The sequence below is a fragment of the Micromonospora echinofusca genome (genome assembly GCF_900091445.1).
In the GTDB taxonomy this organism is placed as follows: Bacteria; Actinomycetota; Actinomycetes; order Mycobacteriales; family Micromonosporaceae; genus Micromonospora; species Micromonospora echinofusca.
Genome location: NZ_LT607733.1, coordinates 2,511,527 through 2,535,514, shown reverse-complemented (window position 1 = coordinate 2,535,514; position 23,988 = coordinate 2,511,527). Strand labels below are relative to the sequence as shown.

Annotated in this window: 25 protein-coding genes; 7 read left to right on the top strand and 18 right to left on the bottom strand. The window is 75.6% G+C overall.

From position 1 onward, the window contains the following. Nucleotides 1-65: 65 nt before the first annotated feature. The 6 genes from GA0070610_RS11225 to GA0070610_RS11200 are packed head-to-tail and all read right to left on the bottom strand — an operon-like array spanning nt 66 to nt 5,030. On the bottom strand, nt 66-1,304 hold the full coding sequence (locus tag GA0070610_RS11225; protein WP_088999974.1) for a beta-ketoacyl-[acyl-carrier-protein] synthase family protein: 1,239 nt from the start codon (nt 1,302-1,304) through the stop codon (nt 66-68). Then, entirely contained in the window at nt 1,301-2,917 is a 1,617-nt protein-coding gene (locus GA0070610_RS11220; protein WP_088999973.1) for a class I adenylate-forming enzyme family protein, read from the bottom strand. Before GA0070610_RS11220 ends, GA0070610_RS11225 begins: the two co-directional genes overlap by 4 nt. Further along, nucleotides 2,914-3,447 (bottom strand): beta-ketoacyl synthase chain length factor, encoded by a 534-nt coding sequence (locus GA0070610_RS11215; protein ID WP_088999972.1) that lies wholly within the window; start codon nt 3,445-3,447, stop codon nt 2,914-2,916. The genes GA0070610_RS11220 and GA0070610_RS11215 overlap by 4 nt, the downstream gene beginning before the upstream one ends. Further along, entirely contained in the window at nt 3,444-4,526 is a 1,083-nt protein-coding gene (locus GA0070610_RS11210; RefSeq protein WP_088999971.1) for a beta-ketoacyl-[acyl-carrier-protein] synthase family protein, read from the bottom strand. The genes GA0070610_RS11215 and GA0070610_RS11210 overlap by 4 nt, the downstream gene beginning before the upstream one ends. Then, nucleotides 4,519-4,764, bottom strand: coding sequence for a hypothetical protein (locus GA0070610_RS11205; protein ID WP_088999970.1), 246 nt, complete (start codon nt 4,762-4,764; stop codon nt 4,519-4,521). Before GA0070610_RS11205 ends, GA0070610_RS11210 begins: the two co-directional genes overlap by 8 nt. After that, nucleotides 4,764-5,030, bottom strand: coding sequence for an acyl carrier protein (locus tag GA0070610_RS11200; RefSeq protein WP_088999969.1), 267 nt, complete (start codon nt 5,028-5,030; stop codon nt 4,764-4,766). The genes GA0070610_RS11205 and GA0070610_RS11200 overlap by 1 nt, the downstream gene beginning before the upstream one ends. A 15-nt stretch (nt 5,031-5,045) precedes the next feature. Between GA0070610_RS11200 and GA0070610_RS11195 the strand changes: the two genes are divergently transcribed. Next, nucleotides 5,046-5,765 (top strand): 4'-phosphopantetheinyl transferase family protein, encoded by a 720-nt coding sequence (locus GA0070610_RS11195; RefSeq protein ID WP_088999968.1) that lies wholly within the window; start codon nt 5,046-5,048, stop codon nt 5,763-5,765. On the opposite strand, the gene GA0070610_RS11190 is transcribed toward GA0070610_RS11195, so the two are convergent. From GA0070610_RS11190 to GA0070610_RS11140, 11 genes are all read right to left on the bottom strand, one after another. Further along, nucleotides 5,696-7,081: a class I adenylate-forming enzyme family protein gene (locus tag GA0070610_RS11190; RefSeq protein WP_088999967.1), complete on the bottom strand. Its 1,386-nt coding sequence runs from the start codon at nt 7,079-7,081 to the stop codon at nt 5,696-5,698. The genes GA0070610_RS11195 and GA0070610_RS11190 overlap by 70 nt on opposite strands. Before the next feature lie 277 nt (nt 7,082-7,358). Then, nucleotides 7,359-7,661, bottom strand: a complete 303-nt coding sequence (locus GA0070610_RS11185; RefSeq protein WP_088999966.1) for a hypothetical protein — start codon at nt 7,659-7,661, stop codon at nt 7,359-7,361. A 104-nt stretch (nt 7,662-7,765) separates the two neighbouring features. Continuing rightward, a complete protein-coding gene (locus GA0070610_RS11180) occupies nt 7,766-8,143 on the bottom strand; it encodes an antibiotic biosynthesis monooxygenase family protein (RefSeq protein ID WP_392567300.1) in 378 nt (125 codons plus the stop codon). Further along, nucleotides 8,140-9,387 (bottom strand): beta-ketoacyl synthase N-terminal-like domain-containing protein, encoded by a 1,248-nt coding sequence (locus GA0070610_RS11175; protein WP_088999965.1) that lies wholly within the window; start codon nt 9,385-9,387, stop codon nt 8,140-8,142. Before GA0070610_RS11175 ends, GA0070610_RS11180 begins: the two co-directional genes overlap by 4 nt. Next, nucleotides 9,384-10,658, bottom strand: coding sequence for a beta-ketoacyl-[acyl-carrier-protein] synthase family protein (locus GA0070610_RS11170; protein WP_088999964.1), 1,275 nt, complete (start codon nt 10,656-10,658; stop codon nt 9,384-9,386). Before GA0070610_RS11170 ends, GA0070610_RS11175 begins: the two co-directional genes overlap by 4 nt. A 114-nt stretch (nt 10,659-10,772) precedes the next feature. Beyond that, the gene (locus GA0070610_RS11165; protein WP_088999963.1) at nt 10,773-11,177 is read right to left on the bottom strand and encodes a cupin domain-containing protein; all 405 of its coding nucleotides are present in this window, start codon (nt 11,175-11,177) and stop codon (nt 10,773-10,775) included. Continuing rightward, the gene (locus GA0070610_RS11160) at nt 11,170-11,895 is read right to left on the bottom strand and encodes an SRPBCC family protein (protein WP_088999962.1); all 726 of its coding nucleotides are present in this window, start codon (nt 11,893-11,895) and stop codon (nt 11,170-11,172) included. Before GA0070610_RS11160 ends, GA0070610_RS11165 begins: the two co-directional genes overlap by 8 nt. Next, entirely contained in the window at nt 11,892-13,271 is a 1,380-nt protein-coding gene (locus GA0070610_RS11155; protein ID WP_088999961.1) for an acetyl-CoA carboxylase biotin carboxylase subunit, read from the bottom strand. Before GA0070610_RS11155 ends, GA0070610_RS11160 begins: the two co-directional genes overlap by 4 nt. A gap of 13 nt (nt 13,272-13,284) precedes the next feature. Continuing rightward, on the bottom strand, nt 13,285-13,713 hold the full coding sequence (locus tag GA0070610_RS11150; RefSeq protein ID WP_231926181.1) for an acetyl-CoA carboxylase biotin carboxyl carrier protein: 429 nt from the start codon (nt 13,711-13,713) through the stop codon (nt 13,285-13,287). A 119-nt stretch (nt 13,714-13,832) separates the two neighbouring features. After that, nucleotides 13,833-15,554: an acetyl-CoA carboxylase carboxyltransferase subunit alpha gene (locus GA0070610_RS11145; RefSeq protein WP_088999959.1), complete on the bottom strand. Its 1,722-nt coding sequence runs from the start codon at nt 15,552-15,554 to the stop codon at nt 13,833-13,835. Further along, a complete protein-coding gene (locus GA0070610_RS11140) occupies nt 15,551-15,889 on the bottom strand; it encodes a TcmI family type II polyketide cyclase (RefSeq protein ID WP_088999958.1) in 339 nt (112 codons plus the stop codon). Before GA0070610_RS11140 ends, GA0070610_RS11145 begins: the two co-directional genes overlap by 4 nt. 418 nt (nt 15,890-16,307) lie before the next feature. Here GA0070610_RS11140 and GA0070610_RS11135 point away from each other — a divergent pair, with 418 nt between their 5' ends. From GA0070610_RS11135 to GA0070610_RS11110, 6 genes are all read left to right on the top strand, one after another. Continuing rightward, nucleotides 16,308-17,117 carry an AfsR/SARP family transcriptional regulator gene (locus tag GA0070610_RS11135; protein ID WP_088999957.1) on the top strand — a complete coding sequence of 270 codons (810 nt, stop codon included), beginning with the start codon at nt 16,308-16,310 and terminating at the stop codon, nt 17,115-17,117. Nucleotides 17,118-17,239: 122 nt separating this feature from the next. Next, entirely contained in the window at nt 17,240-17,590 is a 351-nt protein-coding gene (locus GA0070610_RS11130) for a TcmI family type II polyketide cyclase (RefSeq protein WP_088999956.1), read from the top strand. A gap of 14 nt (nt 17,591-17,604) precedes the next feature. Continuing rightward, the gene (locus GA0070610_RS11125; protein ID WP_089003421.1) at nt 17,605-18,954 is read left to right on the top strand and encodes an FAD-dependent oxidoreductase; all 1,350 of its coding nucleotides are present in this window, start codon (nt 17,605-17,607) and stop codon (nt 18,952-18,954) included. A gap of 242 nt (nt 18,955-19,196) precedes the next feature. Continuing rightward, nucleotides 19,197-20,294 (top strand): helix-hairpin-helix domain-containing protein, encoded by a 1,098-nt coding sequence (locus tag GA0070610_RS11120; protein ID WP_088999955.1) that lies wholly within the window; start codon nt 19,197-19,199, stop codon nt 20,292-20,294. Nucleotides 20,295-20,545: 251 nt separating this feature from the next. Beyond that, nucleotides 20,546-20,752 carry a hypothetical protein gene (locus GA0070610_RS11115; protein WP_088999954.1) on the top strand — a complete coding sequence of 69 codons (207 nt, stop codon included), beginning with the start codon at nt 20,546-20,548 and terminating at the stop codon, nt 20,750-20,752. Nucleotides 20,753-21,174: 422 nt separating this feature from the next. Further along, the gene (locus tag GA0070610_RS11110) at nt 21,175-22,134 is read left to right on the top strand and encodes a TIGR03557 family F420-dependent LLM class oxidoreductase (RefSeq protein ID WP_088999953.1); all 960 of its coding nucleotides are present in this window, start codon (nt 21,175-21,177) and stop codon (nt 22,132-22,134) included. Between the two features lie 138 nt (nt 22,135-22,272). Here GA0070610_RS11110 and GA0070610_RS11105 read toward each other — a convergent pair whose 3' ends face one another. Then, nucleotides 22,273-23,814, bottom strand: a complete 1,542-nt coding sequence (locus GA0070610_RS11105; RefSeq protein ID WP_088999952.1) for a right-handed parallel beta-helix repeat-containing protein — start codon at nt 23,812-23,814, stop codon at nt 22,273-22,275. Between the last annotated feature and the right edge of the window lie 174 nt (nt 23,815-23,988).

The following is a 23,988-nucleotide window of genomic DNA, read 5'->3' as shown; positions in this document are numbered from 1 at the left end:
CCTCAGCCCTTTCACGGTTCCCCGTGGTTGCCGCCCGGGCGCGGTGCGCCCGGGATGGAGCGTGGTCAGTCCCTCGGCTGCGCGGCCCGGGCGAGCAGCAGGCTCACGTTCTGTCCGCCGAAGCCGAAGGAGTTGGTCAGCGCGTATCCGGTGTCCGTCTTGCGCGGCTCGGCGCGGATGTGGTCGGCCGGGCAGGCCGGGTCCGGCTCGTCGAGGTTGTGCGTCGGCGGCAGCAGGCCGCGGCCGAGCGCCAGCGCGGTGGCCGCCGCCTCCAGTGCCCCGGAGGCGCCGAGCAGGTGGCCGGTGAGCGCCTTGGTGGAGCTGACCGGCACGCCGCCGACGCCGAACACGTCGGCGAGCGCGGTGGTCTCGGCGATGTCGCCGAGCTTCGTGCCGGTGCCGTGCGCGTTGACGTAGCCGACCCGGGCGGCGGGCACGCCGCCGCCGGCCAGCGCGCGCCGCATGCACTCCGCCGCGCCGGCGCCGTCGGGCCGTGGGGCGGTCGGGTGGTACGCGTCGGTGGTCGCCCCGTACCCGGCGACCTCGGCGTAGCCGGTGGCGCCCCGGGCGGCGGCGTGCTCGGCGCTCTCCAGCACCAGCAGGGCGGCGCCCTCGGCGAGGACGAACCCGTTGCGGCGGGCGTCGAACGGCCGGCTCGCCGCGGTGGGGTCGGCCCAGCCCCGGGCGAGCGCCCGGGCGTTGCCGAAGGTGTCGGCGAAGGTGGGGAACAGTGGCGCCTCGCTGGCCCCGCAGAGCACCACGTCGGCCTCCCCGGCGCGGATCAGCCGCAGCGCGTCGGCGATCGACTGCGCGCCCGAGGCGCAGGCCGTGCCGACCGACGAGGTGTAGCCGCGGATGCCGTGGCGGATGGCGATGCGGGCCGACGGCATGTTCGGCAGGATGCCGGTGAGCAGGTACGGGCTGACCGCCGCCCGGCCGCGCTCGGCCCTGGCCAGCACCTGCGACTCCAGCGTGGCCATCCCGCCGACGCCGCCGACGATCACCCCGACGCGGCCCGGGTCCACGTTCTGACCCACCTCGATGCCGGCGTCGGCGAACGCGTCGGCGGCGGTGAGCAGGGCGAGCACCACGACCCGGTCCAGCACCCTGGTCTCCGGCCCGGAGGCGACGGTGCGCGGGTCGACGTCGGGGAGCAGGCCGGCCACCTCCAGCGACCCGGCCGCCGGGTGCCCGGCCGGCGGCCGGGTCAGCCCGGACCGCCCGGAGCAGAGCGCGTCGAAGGTGGCCTCGACGCCCCGCCCGACGGGGGTGAACAGCCCCATCCCGGTGATGACGGCGGTCATGACGGCGACTCGGTGAGGTAGCGCTCCCGCAGCGCCACCTTGCGCACCTTGCCGGTGACGGTGACCGGGATGTCCGCGGAGCGGACCGGCACCACCCGGCGCAGGCTCGCCCCGACGTCCGGGCCGAGCGCCGCCCGGACCCGTTCGGTGCGGTCCTCGGCGGCCTCGGCGCCGGCGGCGAGTTCCAACAGCACGTCCGTGACCACCCCGCCGGCCCCCGAGGTGATCACCACCGTGCAGTCGGTGACGTCCGGGCAGGCGGCGAGGACGCGCTCCTCGGACAGGGCGGTGTAGAACCGCCGCCCGTCCCCGGCGTCGACGGAGTCGACGGCCCGGTCCAGGTGGTAGTAGCGGCCCTCGTCGTCGGCGTACACCAGGTCGCCGGTGAGGTACCAGCCGCGTTGCCGGGACCGGTACGTGGTGACCGAGTCGTTCCAGTAGCCCCGGAACAGCGACGGTGAGTCGATGCCGAGCCAGCCCACCTCGCCGGCCGGCACCGGCTCGCCTGCCGCGTCGAGCACGGCGACCCGGGCGAACCGGTAGGGGCGGCCGACGCAGCGACCGTAGCGGTCGGTGTCGACGCGGTGGGTGATGTGGAACATCGAGTGCCCCATCTCGCTGGAGCCGAGCCCGTCGATGAAGACCGAGCCGGGCACCCGGGTGACCCCGTCGCGGGTCACCACGTCGCGGGAGCCGACCGCCACCAGCCGGCGTACGTGCGGCTCGTGTGAGCAGTCGCCGGTGTTGAACCACAGCGACACCGAGTCCAGGTCGTACGCGGACAGGTCGAAGCGGGCCAGCTCCGCCCAGGTCACGGAGAACCCGAACACCCCGTCGGGACGCCAGCGCTGGATCGCCTGCAGCACCCGCTCGCCGCCCTGGTCGGAGAGCAGGAGCATCTCGGCGCAGTTGCCGAGGGCCTGGTTGACCATGAGCACCGTGGCGGTGTGCGGGGCGGGCAGCGCGTTGAGGATGCGGCGGGTGCCCTGCGCCTGCGGCATGGCGAGCAGGTGCCGGGTGGCGGCGAAGAGGCTGGCGTGCGAGTGCAGCACCGCCTTGGGCACCCCCGTGGTGCCGGAGGTGTGGGTGATGACGACCGGGTCGTCGGCGTGGTGCCGGTAGTGCCCGGGCGCGGCGGCGGGGTCGCCGTCGCCGGCCTCGGCGGGCGTGCCGAGCAGCGGGACGCCGAGGTCGTGGCCGGCCAGCAGGGCGCCGTGCGCGTCGTCGGCGAGCACCCCGACGCCGCGCAGCCGGCGCACGTACTCGGCGGCGATCTCGGGACGCAGCCGGCCGTTCATCAGCGCCGGTACGGCCCCGAGGCGGGTCAGCGCGAGGAAGCTGAGCACCATGTCGGCGGCGGCGGTGGCCCACACGGCCACCGGGTCGCGGGGCTTGATCCCCCGCTGGTGCAGCCAGGCGGCGCGGGCGGCGACGCGCTCGTCTAGCTGGCCCAGCGTGAGCGCCCGCCCGGCCGGGTGGCCGTCCACGTCGGTGTCGAAGGTGAGGCCCGGCCCGGCCGGGTCGGCGCCGTGCGCCAGCACCCGGGCCAGCACGTTGCCGGCGCCGATCCGCTCGTCGGCGGCCAGCACCCCGCGCAGTCCCCTGTTCCTCATGGTGCGTCTCCTCCCCCCAGCAGCACCGCGACGGCGCCGGTTGCGGGTGCCCCGCCCGGGACGCCGTCGTCGGGCGCCTGTTCGATCAGGACCAGCAACGCCCGGTCGGCGTCGCCGTCGTGCAGCAGCAGTTCGACCTCGGCGGTGCCCTCGGCGCGCGGGTCGCCGGCCGGGGCGAGGCAGAGCACCGGCCCGCCGAGGCCCCAGCGGGCGGCCACGTGCCCGGCCACGCTGTTGGGCACCGACTGGAAGAAGAACAGCGGCCCGGGTCGGCCGCCGGCGGCGACCGTGGCGCGCACGTGGGCGGCGCTGGCCCGGTCGCCGGCCGCGCTGACCAGCACGATGGCGGTCCGCTCGCCGTCGGGGGCCGGCCGCTGGCCGTACGCCCGGGTCAGGCAGCGCTCGGCGACGGCCGCGACGAGGGGCGGGAAGCGGGAGTGCACGTACCCGGGCACCGGCGGCGGCGCCCCGTCGCCCGGCTCGGGCCAGGCCGCCTCGGCCAGCACGGTGAGGTTGCCGGTCGCGCTCATGCCGTACCGACCAGCAGCGCCGTGTTGGCGCCGCCGAAGGCGGCGTTGAGGCTCAGCGCGTACCCGGTGGTGGCGGGCCGGGGCGCGTCGCGCACCACGTCCAGCGGGCAGGCCGGGTCGGGGCCCAGCCAGCCGGCGTTGACGGGCAGTTTCCCGTGCCGCAGGGCGAGCACGGTCACCACCAGTTCCAGCAGGCCGGAGGCCTCCAGGGCGTGCCCGTGCAGCGCCTTGGTGGAGCTGACCGGGACGTGTGTGGCCGCCGCGCCGAGCGCGGTGCGCAGGGCCGCGGCCTCGGCGGCGTCGCTGTGGCCGGTGCCGGTGGCGTTGGCGTTGACGTACCCGATCGCCTCCGCCGTCAGCCCGGCGCGGCGCAGCGCCGCGGTGACCGCGCGGGCCAGGCCGCGCCCGCCCGGCTCGGGCTGGCAGGGGTGGAACGCGTCGCCGGCCCGGCCCCAGCCGAGCAGGTCGGCGACCGCGTCCCGGGCGACGGCCCGCGACTCCAGCACCACCGCGGCGACGCCGTCGCCGAGCAGCAGTCCGGTGCGCCCGGCGCTGAACGGGCGCACCGCGCCGTCGGTGGCGAGGGCGCGACCAGCGTCGAAGAGCGCGTACTGGTCGGGCTCGACCAGGTAGCCGGCGGCCACCACCGCGCGGTCGACGTCGCCCCGCCGGATCAGGGCGGCGGCGTCGGCGACCGCGCTGCTGGCCGAGACGCAGGCGGTGGTGTACGCCCGGGCCGGGCCGGTGAGCCCGCTGCGGGCGGCCAGCGCGGTGGTGAGCGCCGGCACGTGCGCGCCGCCGTGTACGGCCAGCAGCAGGGCGGTGCCGCCCCGCCGGCCGGCGTCGAGGCCGGCGGCCCGGCAGGCGGCGTCCACGGCCTCGGCGAGTTCGTCGGCGAGGTCACCGGCGTCGGGCAGGGTGGCGGCGGCGTCGACCCGGCGGGCCGTGGTGTCGAAGCGGTCCACGGGCCGGAACGCCGGGTCGCCGGCGAGCACGCTGGCGAGCTGCGCGTCGGTTCCCCTGCCGAACGCGCTGCTCGCGTGGACGCCGGTGAGCGGGACGGCCGCCGGCTCAGCCATCGGCGGCGGCGGTCAGGGCGGTCCGGAAGACCGCCAGGGCGTCGTCGACGGTGCGGATCGCGGCGAGCTGGTCGTCGGTGAGGTCGAGCCGCCGGTCGTGGCGCTGCTCGACGAGGTGCACCAGCCAGGCCAGCTCCATGGAGCCGATCCGGTCGCCGACCTCGGCGGACGGTTTCCCGGACAGGTCGGCGAGCATGGTCACCAGGTCGGCCCGTCCCAGGTCGGGCTGACCGGCCATCAGGAGTTGTCGCTCGGCGCCCCGGCGACCCGGTCGGCGACCATCGTGGTGAACTCGCCGACCGTCATCAGGGCCAGCTTCTCGGACTCGTCGTCGGCGAACTTGAGGCCGTAGCGGTCCTCGACGCGTACGGCGAGGTCGGCGAGGGCCAGCGACTCCAGGTCCACCCCGGACGGGCCGAGCGTGGTGTCGTCGTCGATGCCCTCGACGTCGTAGTTCATGTCCTCGAGCTGTTCGACGACGAAGGCGCGGATCTCGGGTCGCATGGTTAACCTCTTTCCGTGAGCCAGTTACCGGTGCCCGGTCGGGACACCGCGTACGTGTGGATCGGTCGGGGCGTCGGCGGTCGGCCGGCCCCGGCCGGTCGGCTGTTGCGGCGGGCGGGTGCCGCGCTGCTCGGCCGCGCGGAGGCGGAGATCGTGGTGGAGCGCGGCCGCGACGGGCGTCCGCTGGTCGCGGTGTGCGGCGCGGGGGCGCGGCTGCCGGTCAGCGTCAGCCGGTCCGGGCCCGTGGTGGTGGTCGCCGCCCGGGCGGGTGGCCCGGTGGGCGTGGACGTGGAGCGGTGCCGGCCGCTGCCGGCGGCGGCGCTGGCCCGCCGGTGGTACGCCCCCGCCGAGGCGGCCTGGCTGGTCGGGCGGCCCGCCGACGGGCAGGTGACGGACTTCCTGCGGCTGTGGACGGCGAAGGAGGCCGTGGGCAAGGCGCTCGGGGTGGGGCTGCGCGACGGTGGCCTGCGCCGGCGGATGCCGGTGCCCGTCGACGCGGAGGCGTCGCTGCGGCCGGTGCCCGGTCTCGCGCGGCTGCGCGTGGGGCATCCGGGCGTGGGCGCGGGCCTGGTCCTGGCGGTCGCCGTCGACGCCGTCGACGCGGCGCCGGTCGAGGTGGTCGTGGTCGAGGCGGACGGGCACGTCGGGGCGGCGCGGCACGGTGGTCACGTCGCCGCCGTACGCAGCGCGTCGGTCGAGCGGACCAGCTTGCCGGTGGTGGTGCGCGGCAACTGAGCCACCAGGCGCAGGGTGCGGGGTCGCTTGTAGCCGGCCAGCCGCTCGGCGAGCAGCTCGTCGAGGACCTCCTGCGACAGCGGCCCGTCGGGCTGCACGTAGGCGGTGATCGCGCCGTCGAAGACGACGACGGCGGCGGCGACGCCGGGCAGCGCCGCGACGGTCGCCTCCACCTCGGTCAGGTCGACCTTCAGGCCGCCGACGGAGACCTGCGAGTCGAGCCGCCCGCGGACGGTGACCAGGCCCGTGCCGGCATCGACGGTGCCGGCGTCGCGGGTGTGCAGCCAGCCGTCGGCCCAGCGGGTGGGGTCGCTCAGCCCGACGTACGGCGACGCGGGGCAGCTCACCCGCAGCTCGCCGTCGACCTCCCGGACCTCGATGCCGGGCGCGGGGGCGATGGACGGGCGGTGCCGGCCGTGCAGGTCGGTGCCGATGACGCCGACCTCGGTCATCCCGTACATGTTGCCCAGCGGCACGCCGTGGCGGTCGGCGAAGGCGGCGGCGACGGCGGCCGGGACCAGCTCGCCGCCGGTGGTCATCCGCTTGAACTGCGGCAGCGGCCCGGTGGGCCGGGTGGAGGCGAGCAGTCCGATGTGGAACGGCACGCCGAGCACGGTGGCCGGCGAGTCGTCGGCGGCGATCGCGGCCAGCACGGCGTCGCCGGCCAGGCGCTCCGGCGGCACCAGCTCGACGCCGGCGTGCAGGCCGTAGAGCAGGCCGCCGACCAGGCCCAGCACGTGCACCATCGAGGGCAGCAGGATGATCCGCTCGCCGGGCAGCGCCACGCCGTCGATGCGGGTGTAGCGGTGCACCTCGGCGACCAGGTCCTCGGCGGTACGGCCGATCACCTTGGACGGTCCGGTGGAGCCGGAGCTGAGCTGGATCACGGCGTGCCCGCTGACCGCCGGGCGGTCGGCGTACGCGGTGACGCCCTCGGTGACGTCCACGAAGATCCGTAGTCCGCCGCCGCCGGTGCGGACCGGGGCCACCACCACCTGCGGGGTGAGCCGCTCCAGCGCCCGGCCGACCTCGTGGTCGGTGAGCCGGTGGTCGAGCAGGATCGCCTGCGCCCCGCTGCGCCAGGTGGCCAGCAGGTTCACCACGTACGCCAGCGAGGGCGGCAGCCGCAGCGCGGCGGCGCCGCCGGGACGCAGTCCGGCCGCGGCGAGACGGGCCTGCGCCCCGGTCACCAGCCGGCGCAGGGTGCCCCGGTCGACCGGTTCGGGTAGTCGGAGACAAATGTCGGTGGAACGGCCTTGGAGCAGAATTTCGTCAACCCAGAGCGGGTCTGTCGCCGCAGGATTTCCCGTCGTCACTACCGTTCACCGCCCAGCCTCAGATAGGGCGGAACCGCCCATAAGGTGTGCCTGTCGGGGTGCTGCGGGGAACCTTACGACGCCGTCCGGACGCATAGCTAGATGCGAATGGCTAGATCAGAAAGAGCGGCCGGCCGGATTGCCCACGACCGGTTCGGCGGGCAGTATCGGGCGCGTACGGCGGCGCAGGGTGACCGCCGGATGACCCATCGTGCGTACGGCGCGAGACGCCCACCGGACGGCCGATGGCGGTCTTCGAACGGGTGGTGGAGGGAGGTCAGGAGGCAGGTGGGAGCGCCACGCGGGCGGTACGCCGCTCACCGTCCATCGCGCGCATCGCGCGGGCCAGGGTGCCGGCGTGCAGCTCCGTCTCGCCGCGCTCACGCATCAGCTCCGCCACGGCCGCGATCGCCCGCGCCTCGGCCGCCAGGGCCTGAGCGGCGAGCACGCAGCCCAGCGGGTCGAAGTGCCCGCTGTCGCGGGCCGGGTTCAGCCGGGCGACCAGGTCGACGACGCGCAGGTAGCGCTCGACGAGTTCCTGCTCGGCCCGGGTCAGCGCGGGCAGGTCGCGTTCACTCATCCCCGCAGCCTGCCACCACGCCCGGCGCCCGACCGCCCCACCCACGGCCGCCCGGACGCCGGGCCGCGGCTGACCGCCGGGCCCGGTCCTGCGCGGTGCGCGGATCAGGCCCGCGCCACGGCCGGGGTCTGGGCGTGGATGAGGAAGCGCAGCGACCGCGCGTCGGTGAAGCACTCCCGCATCGGCCGGACCAGGTCCCGGTGCTCCGGGCTGCGTTCCCACGCCTCGAAGTCGGCCAAACTCGCCCACTCGCTGGTGATCAGCCACTGCTCCGGGTCAGCCGACGAGCGGCAGACCTGGTCGACGAGGTGCCCGGGCACGCTGCCGGCCACGAGGTGCCGGACCTGCTCGTACGCGGCCAGGAACGCCTCCGTGCGCTCGGTCGGCACCCGCACCAGGAACACCACCCGCGCCCGCTGCCCGCCCGCGTCGGCACGCCGCTGCGCCCCGACGGGCGTCGTACCGGTGACCTGCTCGCTCACGGTGTCGCTCCCCTCTGCGGCGCGGCCCCGCGCAGGACCAGCGCGCTGTTGAACCCGTCGAAGCCGCGCGCGCAGACCAGCGCCAGCCGGCTGCGCGGCCGCCGGTGCTCCCGCAGGAAGTCCAGCTCGCAGCCCTCGGCCACCTCGTGCGGCCCGGCGGAGGCCGGCAGCGTGTCGTGGCCGAACGCGAGCAGCGCGGTGGCCACGTCCAGCGCCGAGCCGCCCTGATGGGCGCGGCCCGTCAGCGGCTTCTGGGTGGTCACCGGGGGCGGGCGGTCGCCGAAGACGGCGCGCAACGCCGTGGCCTCGCTGCGGTCGTAGCGGGGCACGCCGAGCGCGTCGGGCAGCACCACGTCCACCGCCTCCGGCCCGACGCCGGCCCGCTCCAGGGCCAGCCGCATCGCGCGGGCGTACTGGACCGGGTCGCCGGCCGTGTCCGCCGTGGTGTGCGCGGCGTCGTGGGTCGACCCCCAGCCGGTCACCTCGCCGTAGACGCGGGCGCCCCGCGACAGTGCGTGGCCCAGCTCCTCCACCACGAACACCGCGCCGCCCTCGGCCGGCAGGTAACCGCTGGCGGCGGCGTCGAACGGCCGGTACGCCCGCTCCGGGTCGGACACGTCGCTGAGCAGCCCCGAGCGCAGCTGACAGGCCAGGGCGTACGGGCTCAGCGGGCACTCGGTCGCCCCGGCGATCACCACCGGCGTGCCCCGGCGCACCGCCCGCGCGGCGTGCGCCAGGCTGTCCAGCCCGCCGGCGGCCTCGGCGACCAGCACCCCGCACGGCCCCTTGAACTGGTGGTGGATGGAGAGCTGCCCGACGCTGGCCGCGTAGAACCAGGCGATCGACTGGTACGCCCCGACCGTGCGCGACGGCCCGCCCCAGAGCCGTTGCAGCTCCCGCTGACCGAACAGGTTCCCGCCGGAGGAACTGGCCAGCGTTACGGCGTAGCCGTACGGGTCGGGCGCCCGCTCGGGCAGGCCGGCGTCGGCCAGCGCCAGCCGGGTCGCGGCGAAACCGAGGTGCGTCCACCGGTCGGTCTGCACCAGCCGCCGGTTGTCGGCGTACGCGGCGGCGTCGAAGCCGGGCACCTCCCCGCCGTGGCGGGTCGGGTAGCCGGCGGGGTCGAACAGGGTGATCGGCCCGGTGCGGCGGGTGCCGGCGAGCACCGTACGCCAGTGCGCGTCCACGCCGACCCCGCTGGGTGCCACGACGCCGATGCCGGTCACCACGGCCCGCGCGGTCACGACACCACCCCGGCGGGCTCCCGGCGGAACACCATCGCCGACTGGAAACCGCCGAAGCCGCTGCCCACCGAGAGCGCCACGTCCACCGGCAGCTCCCGCGCCTCGTTCGGCACGTAGTCCAGGTCGCACTCCGGGTCGCGGGTGCTCCAGTTGGCCGTCGGCGGCACCACGCCGAACTCGACGGCCAGCGCGCACGCGGCCATCTCGATCGAGCCGATCGCACCGAGGGAGTGCCCGACCATCGACTTGATCGAGCTGATCGGCACCCCGTACGCGGCCTGACCCAGCGCACGCTTGAAGGCGGCCGTCTCGTGCCGGTCGTTCTGCCGGGTGCCCGAGCCGTGGGCGCTGATGTAGGAGACCTGCTCGGGAGCGATGCGGCCCTGCCTCAGCGCGGCCGAGATGGCCAGCCCCATCTCCAGCCCGTCGGGCCGCAGCCCCGTCATGTGGTAGCCGTTGCTGCGGCTGGCGTAGCCGGCCACCTCGCAGTAGACGTGCGCCCCGCGACGGCGGGCGTGCCCGGCCTCCTCCAGCACCAGCACCGCCGCGCCCTCGGCGAGGACGAAGCCGTGCCGGTCGGCGTCGAACGGGCGCGAGGCGTGCGCCGGGTCGTCGTTGTCGGGACTGGTCGCCTTGATCGCGTCGAAGGAGGCGACGGTGACCGGGGAGATCGGCGAGTCGGCGGCGCCGGCCAGCACGATGTCGGCCTCGCCGTCGGCGATGAGCTGGTGGGCGTACCCGATCGCGTCGATGCCGGAGGTGCAGCCGGTGGAGACCACCTGCGCGGGGCCGTGCAGCCCGTGCCGGCACGCCACGTCGGCGGCGAGGCTGCTGGGCACGAGCGCCTGATAGAGGTACGGGCCACCGCGCGCCGCGTCGACCAGCCAGCGCCGGCCGGTGTCGCTGACCGTCACGTACTCCTGCTCCAGGGCGGTGGTGCCGCCGACGGCCGTGCCGAGCACCACGCCGGCGCGGTCCCGCTCGGCGTCGGTGAGGTCCAGTCCGGCGTCGGCGACGGCCTCGGCGGCGCAGGCGAGGGCGAACTGCACGTACCGGTCGGCGCGCCGCAGCTCGGTCGCGCCCAGGCCGGCGGCCACCGGGTCGAAGTCGCACTCGGCGGCGATCTGGGACCGGAACGGCGACGGGTCGAAGAAGGTGATCCGCCGCGTCGCCGTACGCCCCTCGGTGATCGTCTTCCAGAACCGGTCCCGGCTGGCGCCGCCGGGGGCGACCACCCCGACGCCCGTCACCACCGTGCGGCGCCCGCTCACGACGTCACCTCTGTTCGCGACTGCGGGGCTCGCAACCCCGGCTCACTCCTCGCGCTCACGACGTCACCTCTGTTCGCGACTGCGGGGCTCGCAACCCCGGCTCACTCCTCGCGCTCACGATCCGCCTCGCTGTTCGACCAGCTCGGTGTCGACGTGCCCGAGCTCGGGCCGGGGCGCCAGCGGGCCGAGGTGGAAGACGACCTCGGCCGGCTCCTCGCCGGTGTTGCGCAGCCGGTGGCGCACGTTGCGCGGCACGAACAGCGCCTGCCCGGCGGGCAGCGGCACCGGCTCGTCGTCCAGGTCGACGGTGATCGCCCCGCGCGCCACGTAGAGGAACTCCTCGCTGTAGGGGTGGTAGTGCTCGGCGATCCGCTCCCCCGGGCGCAGCGCCGCCACGCCCATGAAACCCGAGGTGCTGCCGACGGTCTTCGGGCCGAGCAGCACCCGCAGTTCACCGCCACGGCGGCTGTCGGGGGCGACGTCGGCGGCGGCCACCAGCCGCAGGTCGCGCTCACTCATCGCCGGCTCCCGTCGTCGCGCCGGCGCCGGCCAGCCGCTCGACCTTCTCCTTGATGACGGCGAGCTGCACCGCGCTGTTGGCGTTGATCCGGTCGGTCATGCCCGCGTCGTCGACCGGCGCGGTCGGCTTCATCGCGAAGTCCTGCACCCAGGTCATCCGGGTGCCACCGGGCTCCTGCGTGTAGCGCCAGTGGATGCGCATGTACTCGAACGGCCCGGTCTCCACCCGCCGGGCGTGGACCTGGCGGGTGGCCGGGTCGGCGGTGCGTTCGCTGACCCAGCTCCACACCGTGCCGTTCTCGTCGGGGTGCATGGTGAGCCGGAACCGCACGGTGTCGCCGTCGCGGTGCAGGATCTCCGCGCGGGCGTACTCGGTGAACAGCTCCGGCCAGTTCGCGACGTCGTTGGTGACGTCCCACACCAGCGGCAGCGGCGCGGCGATGAGGACGCTGTTCTCGGTGTGCCCGGGTGTGTCGGCGCGGCGGGCGACCAGCTCGGCCACGCCCGCGATGCTGAGCTGCCCGGCCTGCTCGGGGATCTGCACCTGCCACCGGTCGGCGACCACGGCGGAGAGTTCCAGCAGCGCCAGGGAGTCCATGCCGAGCTCCTCCAGGGACGCGGCCGGGGCGCGGGCGGCGGCGTCGGCGTCCAGCCCGCAGTTCGCCACCAGGATGTCGGTGATCTCGGCGGTCAGCGGACGGCCATGGGTGACGGTCATCGGTGCCTCCTGTGGTGTGCGTCGGGCGGGCCGGCGAGCAACTGCTCGACCAGGCCGGTGGTGTAGCGGCCCTTGCGGAACCCGGCGTCGTCGAGCACCCGCCGGACGAACGGGATGGTGGTACGGACCCCGGGGCCGGCGACGTCGAACTCGTCGAGGGCGCGCTCCAGCCGGTTGAGCGCGAGCTCCCGGTCCGGGGCCCAGACCGCCACCTTGGCCAGCAGGGAGTCGTAGTGCGGGCCGAACAGGTAGCCGGCGTGCCCGTGCGTGTCGACCCGGGTGAAGGGGCCGCCGGGCGGGGTGAAACGGTCCAGCCGCCCGGGCGTCGGGGCGAAGCCGCGGTCCGGGTCCTCCACGTTGACCCGGCACTCGATGGCCACCCCGTGCGGCCGGACGTCCTCCTGCCGCCAGCGCAGCGGCACCCCGGCGGCGATGTGCAGCTGCTCGTGCACCAGGTCGATCCCGGTGATCATCTCGGTGACGGGATGCTCCACCTGGATCCGACAGTTGATCTCCAGGAAGTGGAACCGCTCCTCGCCGTCCACGAGGAACTCCACGGTGCCGGCGCCGGTGAACCCCGCGTGCAGGGCGCCGCGCAGGGCGCACTCCGCGATGGCCTCCCCGGTGCCGGCCGACAGCGCCGGGGCGGGGGCCTCCTCCACCAGCTTCTGGTGGCGGCGCTGCACCGAACAGTCCCGGGTGCCCAGGTGCACCCCGTTGCCGTGGGAGTCGCACAGCAACTGCACCTCGACGTGCCGGGCGTCGGTCAGGTACCGCTCCACGTACACCCGGTCGTCGCCGAAGGCGGCCTGGGCGGCGGCGCGGGTGCGCGCGTACGCCCGGGGCAGCTCCGCCGGGGTGGCGACCACCGTCATGCCCCGTCCCCCGCCGCCGGCCGCCGCCTTGACGATCACCGGGTAGCCCACCTCGGCGGCCACCTCCGCCGCCGCGGCGGCGCTGGGCACCGGCGCGACGCTGCCCGGCGGCAGGGGCAGCCCGGCCCGGCGCATCAGCGCCCGCGCGGAGGACTTGTCGGCCAGCACGGCCATCACCTCCGGTGGCGGGCCGATGAACGTCAGGCCGTTGTCGGCGCAGATCTCGGCGAAGTCGGCGTCCTCCGAGAGGAACCCGTAGCCGGGGTGCACCGCCTGCGCGCCCACCTGCCGGGCCGCCTCCACGATCGCGGCGGCGTTGAGGTAGCTGCGCCGGCTGGCCGCCGGCCCGATCCGTACGGCCTCGTCGGCCAGGCGCACGGCGGCGGAGTCGGCGTCCGCGGTGGAGTAGACCACCGCCGTACGCACCCCCAGCTCTCGGCACGCGCGCAGCACCCGCAGGGCGATCTCCCCCCGGTTGGCGATCAGGACCTTCTCGAACATCGCGGCCCGCCCCTCAGTCCGGATCCAGCGCGACCAGCGGCTGGTCGTACTCGACCGGCTGGCCGTCGGTGGCGAGGACCTCGACGACCCGGCCGCCCCGCTCGGCGCTCACCTCGTTCATCAGCTTCATCGCCTCGACGATGCCGACCACCTGCCCGGGACGGACCAGGTCGCCGACGGCGACGAAGGGCGCGGCGCCCGGCTCCGGGGCGCGGTGGAACGTGCCGACGATGGGCGAGCGCACGGCGTACCGGTCCGGCGGGGGCGCGGCGGCCGGCGGGGGCGCCGGGCGCACCGCGTCGGCGGCGGATACGGGCTCGGCGGGCGTGCCGTGCCACTCCACCTCCAGCACCGTGTCCCCGCCGCGCAGCCGCACCCGCCGCAGCGGGCCGGGCAGCTCGGCGACGAGGTGTCGGGCGTGCCGCCGCAGCCCGGCCAGCACGGCGTCCGTGCCGCGCCCCGCCTCCGCGTCGGGCGCCTGCTCCGGGGCGGGGGCGGGCGCCTGCTCCGGGGCGGGGGCTGGTGGCGACGGCGGGGACCCGACGGGGCTCGCGCCGGCGCTCACCGGGCACCCGCCCGGGCGCCGAGGCGAGCCGCGCCGAAGCGCCGGAAGCGCTGCCGCCGGCGGCGGACCAGCGTGGCGGGCGGCACGTCGAGCAGCGGCAGCAGCTGCGCCAGCACCGCCTCGCGCAGCGCCCGGGCGGCGGCCCCCGGGTCGTGGTGCGCCGCCGGGGCCGGCTCGGGGACGAGGTCGTCGACGATCCCCAGCCGGCACAGGTCGGGTGCGGTCAGCCGCAACGCGCGGGCCGCCTGCGGCGTGGCGCCCCGGTCGGGCCAGAGGATGGCCGCGCAGCCCTCCGGGCTGATCACCGAGTAGACGGCGTGCTGGAGCATGAGCACCCGGTCGGCCACCGCGAGGGCCAGCGCCCCACCGCTGCCGCCTTCGCCGGTGATCACGGCGACGACGGGGGTGGGCAGCACGGTCAGGGCGAGGATGTTCTCGGCGATGGCCGCCGCCTGCCCCTGTTCCTCGGCCCGCACGCCGGGATCGGCCCCCGGGGTGTCGACCAGGGTTACCACCGGCAGGCCGAGCCGGGCGGCGAGGCGCATCAGCCGCAGCGCCTTGCGGTGCCCCGCCGGGCTGGCCATGCCGAAGTTGCGCCCGACCAGCTCGGCGGTGGTGTGCCCCTTCTGGTGCCCCACGACCATCACCGGCCTGCCGTCGAGGCGCGCCAGGCCGCCCACCACGGCCGGGCAGTCCCCGCCGAGCCGGTCGCCGTGCAGCTCGACGAAACCGTCGAACGCCGTCTCCAGGTAGTCCAGAGTGGTCGGCCGACCGGGGTGCCGGGCCAGCCGTACCGTCTCCCAGGCGTCGCCGGCCGGGCCCGGCACCGTCGTCGCGGCGGCCCCGCCGGCCGGCCGCGCAACCAGCGGCGACGGCTCCTGCCGGGGTACGCCGGCACGGGACGCGGGGCGGCGGCCCGCGCGGGCGGCGGCGAGCAGCGCCACCAGCCGGCCCCGCAGCGCGTGCCGGGGCACCACCATGTCGACCTGGCCGTGCCGCAGCAGGAAGTCGGCGGTCTGGAAACCCTCCGGCAGGTCCCGGCCGGTGACCTGCCGGATCACCCGGGGGCCCGCGAAGCCCATCCGCGCGCCGCTCTCGGCGAGCACCACGTCGGTGTTGGTGGCGAACGAGGCAGCCACGCCCCCGTACGTCGGGTCGGTCAGCACGCTGACGGTGAGCAGGCCGGCCTCCCGCAGCGCGGCGACCGCCTGGCTGACCGTGGCCATCTGCATCAGCGACAGGACACCCTCCTGCATCCGCGCCCCGCCCGAGGCGGTGACGAGGACCAGCGGCACCCCGTCGGCGAGGGCCCGCTCGGCGGCCAGGGTGATCAGCTCCCCCACCACGCAGCCCAGGCTGCCGCCTAGGAAGCGGAAGTCCATCACCGCCAGCACGCACGGATACCGCCCGACGGTGGCGGTGCCGCAGACCACCGCCTCGGCCAGTCCGGTGCCCGCGCGGGCGGCCGTGAGCCGGTGCGGGTACGGCAGCAGGTCGACGAAGCCGATCGGGTCGACCTCGGCCGGCCGCTCCGGCAGGGCGGTGAACGACCCCGGGTCGACGAGCTGCACCAGCCGCTCGGGTGCGTCGACGCGGGCGTGCGCGCCGCACTCGGGGCAGACGTCGAGGTTGCGCCGCAGCCGCTTGCGGTACAGCAGGGTGGCGCAGCCGCCGCACCGGGACCAGAGCTGCCCGTCGCGGGGCGCGGTGGCGGTCACGACGGCCGTCCGGCCGGCGCGGCGTCGAAGCGGTAGAAGCAGCGGGCCATCGCGTCGCGCGGCTCCCGCCACGTCGACAGGTACGGCGACACGTACGGCCGCAGCCGGGCGCTCACCCGGGCGAACTCGGGGTGGCCACGGGCCGCCTCGACGGCCGCCCCGCCCGGCGCCTCCGTCTCCAGCAGGTGCACGTACAGGTCACCCAGCCGGTAGAGCGAGCGGTGCGTGACGCCGACCAGGCGCGGCAGCTCGGTCGCGTCGGACTCCGCGAAGATCTCGGCGACGCGCGCCTCGGCGCTCGGCACCACCTTCGCGACGATCAGCGAACGGTCCATGGACCGGCCTCCCTCCACGGCATCCGGCGTCGGTGACGACGGCACCGGCCGAGCCGGACGACTGGCGCCACGATGCGGCCAGGGGCGTCACGGCGGCGTCACCGGCGACCGCCGCACGGCGACGCAGCCTTCGTGACGCTGCGTTGACGCAAGCTGTGCATGAGCTGTGCGACACGGGCTACACATAGTGGACTCTGGGCAGTTCGGAACGGTTCTCGTGGACGCCGACAGGTAAGCGCGATCCTCTGTTCGGACATTGACCCAGAGTTACCGCAATTGATAATCTTCGTCACGGTCAGCCCGGCGGCCGCGGCGCGCGACGCCGTGCCGCGGCGGAGCGATCCGACAGTGGGGTCATGGGCAGCCGCGCCGGGGACAGCAGACGAGTCGGGACGAGCGTTCCGCAGGGGGTGCCGCCGTGGCCGCTGATCCGTCGACGCCGATCACCGTGTGCCGGTCCGACGCCGAGATCTCACTGCACCTGCTCGGCGGGTTCCGGCTGCTGCACGCCGACGCGCCGGTCGTGGTGCCGCGCGGCCTGCAACGGGTCATCGCGTTGATCGGGCTGCGCCCCGGCGCCACCCGCAGTCACCTGGCCGGCCTGCTCTGGCCCGACGCGCCGGAGGAACGGGCGCTGTCGTCCCTGCGTACCGCCCTGTGGCGGCTGCGGCAGGACCCCTGCTGCCCGATCGTGACCTCCGGCGACACGGTCTGCCTCGCCCCGGTCGTCCACGTCGACGTCGACGCGCTCGTCGGCACGGCGGCACGGGTACGCGACGGCGACGACCCGTGCGCCGCCGCGGCCCTCGCCGCCGGCCGGCACGACCTGCTCCCCGGCTGGTACGACGACTGGGTGCTGGCCGACCGGGAGCGGCTGCGCCAACTGCGCCTGCACATGCTGGAGGAGCTGGCCGGCCAGCACCTGTCGGCGGGCCGCCACGGCGCCGCCCTGGAGGCCGCGCTGGAGGCGATGGCCGCCGAGCCGCTGCGCGAGACGCCGCACCGGCTGGTGGTACGCATCCACCTCGCCGAGGGCAACGCCTTCGAGGCCGTGCACGCCTTCTACGTCTACCGCGACCTGCTGCTGCGGGAACTGCGGCTGGAGCCCTCGGCGGCGATGACCGCCCTGCTCGACGACACCCTCGCGCCCATCCGGGAGGCCACCCGCGAGGCCCCGCCCGGGCCGCCCCGGGGGCCGTCCACCCGGCTCGCGCCCCGCGCCCGCTGACGCGGCGTCACCGGCGCGACGGTCGGTGTGACGGGCAGGTGACAGTCCCCCGGGCACGGTGGGCGCACAACAGTCCGTGGGCTCCGCCATCGTCGCGGAGCACCACCGGCGAGAGGGGTCCCATGAGCCGTCTTCTGATCGTCAGCAGGATCATCCCGGGCGCGGAGGGTCGGGTGGCGCAGATCTTCGCCGAGTCCGACGCGACCGAACTACCCGCCCTGACCGGGGTCCGCCACCGGTCCCTGTACTGCCTGCACGACCTGTGCGTACACCTGATGGAGACCGCCGACGTGGCACCGGACGCCCTGGCCGACGCCCGCAACCACCCGCTCTACCGGCAGGTCAACGAGCGGCTCTCCGCGCACACCACGCCGTACCTGCCGACCTGGCGCTCGCCGCGCGACGCGATCGCGGGCTGCTTCTACCGGTGGGACGCCGCCGACGCGACCTCGTCGTCGCGCCCGGCCGGCTGAACGGGGCGGTCGCCATGTCGTCCAGACCACCCCACGTACTCATCATCGGGGCCGGCACCGGCGGACTGTGCCTGGCCCACGGCCTGCGCCGGGCGGGGATCAGCGTCGCCGTCTACGAGCGCTACCGCACGCGCGGCGAGGGGCTGCTCGGCTACCGGGTCGGCATCGGACCGACGGGAAGCCGCGCGCTACGCGAGTGCCTGCCGCCCGCCCTCTTCGACGTCTACCTCGCCACCTGTGCCCGCTCCCCCCGCTACTTCAACGTCATCACCCAGGGGATGCGCCGCACCGCCTCGTTCACGCTCCGGCCGGACACCGACCCGGTGAACACCGAACGGTCCGTGGCCCGGATGACCCTGCGCCAGGTCCTGCTCACCGGCATGGAGGACGTCGTCCACTTCGACAAGACCTTCACGCGGTACGACCAACGCGACGACGGCACCGTGACCGCGCACTTCGCCGACGGCAGCACCGCCACCGGCGACCTGCTCGTCGCCGCGGACGGCACGCACTCGGCGGTACGCCGCCAGTACCTGCCGCACGCGGTCACCCGCGACGCCGGCACCATCAACATCGCCACCCGGATCCCGCTGACCCCGCACACCCGGGGGCTGCTGCCGGAGCGCATCGAGCAGGGCATCTCGCTGATCTTCGGCACCGGCGGGATGATGGGCGTGCTGCACGTCATGGAGTTCAAGTGGGACCGCGACGGGTCGCTCAAACCCGGTGTGGACCCCGCCGACGCCGAGCTGCTGCGCGGCTGGCCGGGGCTGCGCCACGACAACACCCGCGACAACATCAACCTGGTCGTGTGGAGCACGGCCCGCCGCTTCCCCGCCGACGTGATGGAGCGGCGCGGCGAGGAGCTGATCCTGCTCGCCCTGCGACTCACCCGCAACTGGCACCCCAATTTGCGCGAACTGCTCGCCCGCGGCGACCCGGACAGCGCCCTGCCCATCAAGGTGGCCACCAGCGAGCCGGTGCCGCCGTGGAAGAGCAGCACCGTCACCCTGCTCGGCGACGCCATCCACACCATGACGCCGGGACGCGGGGTGGGCGCCAACACGGCCCTGCGCGACGCCGCCCTGCTCTGCCGGCAACTGCGGCAGGCCGCGACGGGCGACAAGACGCTGCTCCAGGCGGTGGCGGACTACGAGGCCGCCATGGTGCCGTACGGGTTCGCCCGCGTCGCCGACTCGCTCAACCGCAGCGGCACCAACGGCGACGACCGGATGTACAAGCCGGTCGTCGGTCGGCTCGCGCTGCTCGGCGCGCGGGGCTACTTCGGCGTCACCAGTCGGGTGCCCCGGCTGGCGCGCCGCTTCGTCGACGACTTCTACAGCTACCGGGGCGAGGAGGACTGAGCGTCCGACGGGGACCCCGGCGCCGCCACGGGTGCCGGGGTCCCCGCGTACCCGGTCCCGGACGACGACCTCACACGTACGCCCCGGTGGCGACCCTGCGTCGCCCGCCGGACACCGCCGGTGCGATCCGTCCCGCGCGACGGCGGACATCCGGTCCTGCCCGTCGGCGCCTACGCGCGTGTGCGAAGCTGCGGCGAGTTTTTCTCGCGGGTTTCCGGACGTGAACGATAGGGAGGTTTGCCGTGGCGTGGTCTTTCGGGCACTGGCTGATACTGATCGTGGCCCTGGTGGTGGGTGCGGCGGGCGGTTGGTTCTGGCGCGGCCGGCAGGACGCCGCGACCGCCACGCACGGCTCGCCCATGGTGGACGGTGACCCGGTCGCCGGCATGACCGCCGTGGTGGTCGACCCGCCGCCCGTGGCGACCCTCGACGAGGCGCGGCCGGAGGTGACCGTGGATCCCAGGCCGGACGCCGTCGCCGACCGCGTCCCCGCCGCGCCCGGGGCCGACGCCCCGACCGACGCCGACCCGGCGACCGCACCGTCGGCCACCGTGGTCACGGCCGACGCGTCGCGGGCCGACGACGTCGACCCGGCCGACATGGCCCTGACCGGTGACCCGGTGCCGGCGCCCGTCACCGACCCCGCGCCACCGGCCACCGCCGCCGACGCCCGGCCGGACCATGAGATCGTCCTGCCGGCGGCGGCCGAAGTGACCGGCCCCGTCGACCACCGGCCGGCGCAGGAGCCCGCCCCGGCCGTCGAGCCGCGGGACGTCCCCGCCGCGACGCAGGAGCCCGCCCCCGTCGCCGTCACCCCGAAGCCGGCGGACGTGACCGGGCCGGAGATTGCGCCCGCCGCCGCCGAGCCGGAGTCGACCCCCGTCGTCCCGGTCGAGCCCGACACCGCGCCCGCCGCCGCCGAGCCGGCCACGGCCGCCGCCGAGGTGGACGTTCCGGCCACGGCCACGGCCACGGCCGCCACCGCACCCGTCGAGTCGGAGCCGACGCCGGTCGGGGCGGTCGTCGTGCCGGCGCCGCGCGGCGAGGTGACCGCCCCGCCCGCCGCCGACTCCGACTCCGACTCCGCCGCCGCCGACGACTTCCGTCGGATCCAGGGCGTGGGCCCGAAGATGGCCGCGGCGTTGCAGGCTGCCGGCATCCGCACGTACCGGCAGCTCGCGGAGCTGGACGAGGCCGCCCTGCGGGAGACGATCCGGGCGGCCGGGCTGCGGGCCGCGCCGAGCCTGGCGACCTGGCCGCAGCAGGCGAAGGTGCTCGCCGGCGCCCCGCAGGAGGCGGCCACCGCCCTGCCGACCCCGGTGGGCGGCACCGACGCCTGACCGGCGTGATCCCGGCCGCCGTGCTCGTCGTCGGCGCCGGGCGCGTACCCCGCACGATCGAGCCGACATCGCGGCGCCCGTCCACCGGGCGCCGCGATGTCGTCCTTCCGGCCCGCGACGCGAGCGGAAGGCCTGCCGCGTCGGTCCACACGCGTGGTCCCCGGTGGGGCTGCCGGCGGGCCGTTAGCCGTTCATCGCGATTGGGTACAACGCCCAGCACCTCGATCCACCACACCCTTGCGGAGGCAGCGATGCGCGGCACGTCGATATTCGGAGTCCTGGTCGTGATCTGGCTGATCATCGGCGCGGTCGCCGCCGGGCAACGCGGCTACTACAACAACGACGACACGAACTGTGCCGAGGCCGGCACGATCCTGGTGACGATCGTGGCCGGGCCGCTCAACTACATCGGCGCCAACCCCAAGGTCGACTGCGAGCTGCCCCAGCCGTCCGAGTAGGACCCACACTCTCCGGCCCGCGCCCGCTCGGGGCGCGGGCCGCGCCATGTCCGGAGCAGTCCGGGCACTTCCCCTTCCCGAACAGCCGGGCCGGTCGCCGTCGTCGCGCTCTCCCCGTCGTCGCGCTCTCCCCCGCGTCGCGCCGCGCCTCGATCCCCTCCGGCCGCCCGCACACCCCGCAGAGCGTCCTAGGAGGCTGGGGTTGTCCTCGTCGGCGCACGGCGCGGTGTGGCGGTCCCCCATCGACGGCGGCAGCGAGGTGTACGAGGCGCCGGCCACATGCGGCCCTGGCCGCGCCGCCGACCGTACCCGCGCGGGAGCCCGCCCGGTGCGGCCGCTGGCGCGGCGCCGCGACGTTTGCCGGCCCCGGCCGCGGGAACCGGCGTTGCGCCACCACCGCCGCACGGGACGGGAGCACCGGGATGAGGATCGGCTACAAGCTCGCCGCCGAGGGGTACGGGCCGCAGGAGATCATCCGGCAGGCCGTCCGGGCCGAGCAGGTGGGCTTCGACTTCGTCGAGATGAGCGACCACTTCCATCCGTGGCTCGACACCCAGGGGCACTCGTCGTTCACCTGGAGCGTGCTCGGCGCGGTCGCGGCGAAGACCGAGCGGATCGGCCTGGCCACCGGGGTCACCTGCCCGACCGTCCGCTACCACCCGGCGATCATCGCGCAGGCGGCGGCGACCATGGCGCTGGTCTCCGAGGGCCGGTTCACCCTCGGCGTCGGGGCCGGGGAACGCCTCAACGAGCACGTGGTGGGGCAGGGTTTCCCCAGCGTACGGGGCCGGCACGAGCGGCTCCGCGAGGCGCTGGAGATCATCCGGCTGCTCTGGCAGGGCGGCTACCGCTCGTACGAGGGTAAGCACCTGCAACTGGAGGACGCCCGGGTCTTCGACCTGCCGGAGACCCCGCCCGTGATCGCGGTGGCCGCCAGCGGCCGTTCCTCGGCGACGATGGCCGCCGAACTCGGCGACGGCCTGTTCGTCACCGAGCCGGAGGCGTCCATCGTCGAGCACTACCGGCAGGCCGGTGGCGACGGCCCCCGCTACGCCGAGGTGCCGATGGCCTGGGCGGCCGACGACCAGCAGGCCGTGCAGGCGGTGCTGGAGACCAGCCGGTGGATGGTGACCGGATGGAAGGTGATGAGCGAGCTGCCGAACCCGGTCAACTTCGACGCCGCCAGCGCGTACGTCGAGGAGCGGCACGTGCGGGAGCTGTTCTCCGTCGGGCCGGACCCGGAGGCGCACGTGGCGCACGTGCGTGCCTACGTCGAGGCGGGCTACGACCACGTCGTGCTCCAGAACGCCGGCCCCGACCCGGACGGCTTCCTCGACTTCTTCGCCGGCGACCTCGCCGCCCGGCTGCGCGCCCTCGGCTGAGCCGCCCACGCGCCCGTCGGCCGGTGCCCCCACGACACGAGAGGGCGCACCCGGCCGCCGCGATCGCGATGATCGACCGACGGGGCCGGATGCGCCCCAGTCGGCGGGCCACCCCTGCCGGGACGGCCCGCCGACTGGTCAGCGGAAGCAGTTGGCGACCGGCACCCTGCTGCCCTCGCAGTTGGTGGGCTCGTTGTCGATGATGTCGGTCTCGTCGTCGACCTTGACCCGGGCCTTGTCGGCGAAGAGGCCGCCCGGCTTCACGGTGGCGACGTTGCCGGCCACCCGGCTGGAGTAGAGGGAGACCTGGCCGAGCGTCGCGAAGATGCCGCCGCCCGTGGACTTCGCGCCGACGGCGTGGTTGCGCTCGACCTCGCTGCGGCGCACCAGGAGGTTCGACTTCTGGGCGTGGATCCCGCCGCCGGAGCCCCGCGCGGTGTTCCCCGAGACGACGCTGTCGTCGAGCGGGAGCAGGCCCTGGAAGGTGGAGATGCCGCCGCCGTTGCCCGTGGCGGTGTTGTCGCGTACCTCCAGGCCGCGCAGGAAGATCAACGCGTCCGAGTTGGCGATGCCGCCGCCGGTCTGGGCGGTGTTGCCCACCACCTTCGTGTCCGCGACCCGGGTACGCGCCGAGAAGCTGGCGACGCCGCCGCCCTGCGCCGCGTTGTTGTGCGCGAAGGTGCTCGAGTGCACCTCGGCCGCGCCCCGGTAGTTGGCGAGGCCGCCGCCGTACGCCACGGCGCTGTTGCCCCGGAACTGCGAGGTCTCCAGGCTCAGCACGCCACCGTTGAGCAGGCCCCCGCCCTTGCCCGCGGTGCCGGCGGCGTGGTTGTCGACGAACGTGCTGCCGGCGACCACCAGGTGCCCGTCGTTGAAGATCCCGCCGCCGCCCCCCTCCGCCGAGAGGGAGGTGCTGTCGACGATCGTGGTGCGTTCGACCACGGCGGAGGCGCCGTGCACGACGTGGATGCTGCCGCCCTCGGCGGCGGAGAGGCCGTTGCGCAGCACCACGTCGGACAGGGTCAGTTCCCCGCCGTCGCGGACGGTGAAGAACCGGAACGCCTCGGCGTGCACGTCACGCACGATGGTCGCGCCCTCGCCCCGGATGGAGATCGGGTGGTAGATGACGGGCAGCCCGGCCCGGTCGTGCTGCGGGTTGCGCGGGGGCGCCTCGGCGTCGCCGGGGTTCTCCGCGCTGTCGGCGGCCTCCCGGGCGTCGCGGATCCCGCCGTCGTACTCGTCGGGCTGCTGGAACGCGTGGGTCAGCTCGTACGTGCACTTCGACGCCAACCGCAGGTGGGCGCCGCCCTCGGCGTTGGCCCGGACCAGCGCCGAGATCAGCTTCGCCGAGTCGCACGGCACGGGGACCTCCGGGCGCTGCCCCTGGCCCGGGCGGGCGGGCCGGCCGTCCGGCTTGCCGCCGCGCCGCTCCTCGCGGGCGTGGTCGCGGTCCTCGACGGCGTCGCCGCGGTGGCCCTCGCCGGAGCGGTCGTCGGCCCGCAGCGCCAGCGCGGGCACGTCCGAGGCGGCGGGCAGGTCCCGGTCGGCGGCCACGGCGGAGACGCCCGTCAGCCCGGCCGCCCCCGCCACCAGGCTGCCCGCCACGAGGCCGCCGGCTAAGAACCACCGCGACCGTCGTCTGGGTGGTGCCGCCCGTCGGCCCCCTTGATTTGTCGTCATCAGGCTTCCCTGCCTCTCGTGCGTGCGTGACACGGCCGCGTCGAACCGGACGCGGGACGGCTGACGTCGCGACAGCCGCCGAAGGCCACGATACGGACGAGAAACGGGCAAGTCCCCCGAACATGAATAAACGTACCATTCACCTTCACGGGTACGAATGGGCGCGGGCCTGCC

Bases quoted from the DNA above. Each gene is read 5' to 3' on its own strand.
- GA0070610_RS11225 (WP_088999974.1), bottom strand. From the start codon at position 1,304: ATGACCGCCGTCATCACCGGGATGGGGCTGTTCACCCCCGTCGGGCGG.
- GA0070610_RS11220 (WP_088999973.1), bottom strand. From the start codon at position 2,917: ATGAGGAACAGGGGACTGCGCGGGGTGCTGGCCGCCGACGAGCGGATC.
- GA0070610_RS11215 (WP_088999972.1), bottom strand. From the start codon at position 3,447: ATGAGCGCGACCGGCAACCTCACCGTGCTGGCCGAGGCGGCCTGGCCC.
- GA0070610_RS11210 (WP_088999971.1), bottom strand. From the start codon at position 4,526: ATGGCTGAGCCGGCGGCCGTCCCGCTCACCGGCGTCCACGCGAGCAGC.
- GA0070610_RS11205 (WP_088999970.1), bottom strand. From the start codon at position 4,764: ATGGCCGGTCAGCCCGACCTGGGACGGGCCGACCTGGTGACCATGCTC.
- GA0070610_RS11200 (WP_088999969.1), bottom strand. From the start codon at position 5,030: ATGCGACCCGAGATCCGCGCCTTCGTCGTCGAACAGCTCGAGGACATG.
- GA0070610_RS11185 (WP_088999966.1), bottom strand. From the start codon at position 7,661: ATGAGTGAACGCGACCTGCCCGCGCTGACCCGGGCCGAGCAGGAACTC.
- GA0070610_RS11165 (WP_088999963.1), bottom strand. From the start codon at position 11,177: ATGAGTGAGCGCGACCTGCGGCTGGTGGCCGCCGCCGACGTCGCCCCC.
- GA0070610_RS11160 (WP_088999962.1), bottom strand. From the start codon at position 11,895: ATGACCGTCACCCATGGCCGTCCGCTGACCGCCGAGATCACCGACATC.
- GA0070610_RS11155 (WP_088999961.1), bottom strand. From the start codon at position 13,271: ATGTTCGAGAAGGTCCTGATCGCCAACCGGGGGGAGATCGCCCTGCGG.
- GA0070610_RS11140 (WP_088999958.1), bottom strand. From the start codon at position 15,889: ATGGACCGTTCGCTGATCGTCGCGAAGGTGGTGCCGAGCGCCGAGGCG.
- GA0070610_RS11130 (WP_088999956.1), top strand. From the start codon at position 17,240: ATGAGCCGTCTTCTGATCGTCAGCAGGATCATCCCGGGCGCGGAGGGT.
- GA0070610_RS11125 (WP_089003421.1), top strand. From the start codon at position 17,605: ATGTCGTCCAGACCACCCCACGTACTCATCATCGGGGCCGGCACCGGC.
- GA0070610_RS11115 (WP_088999954.1), top strand. From the start codon at position 20,546: ATGCGCGGCACGTCGATATTCGGAGTCCTGGTCGTGATCTGGCTGATC.
- GA0070610_RS11110 (WP_088999953.1), top strand. From the start codon at position 21,175: ATGAGGATCGGCTACAAGCTCGCCGCCGAGGGGTACGGGCCGCAGGAG.
- GA0070610_RS11105 (WP_088999952.1), bottom strand. From the start codon at position 23,814: ATGACGACAAATCAAGGGGGCCGACGGGCGGCACCACCCAGACGACGG.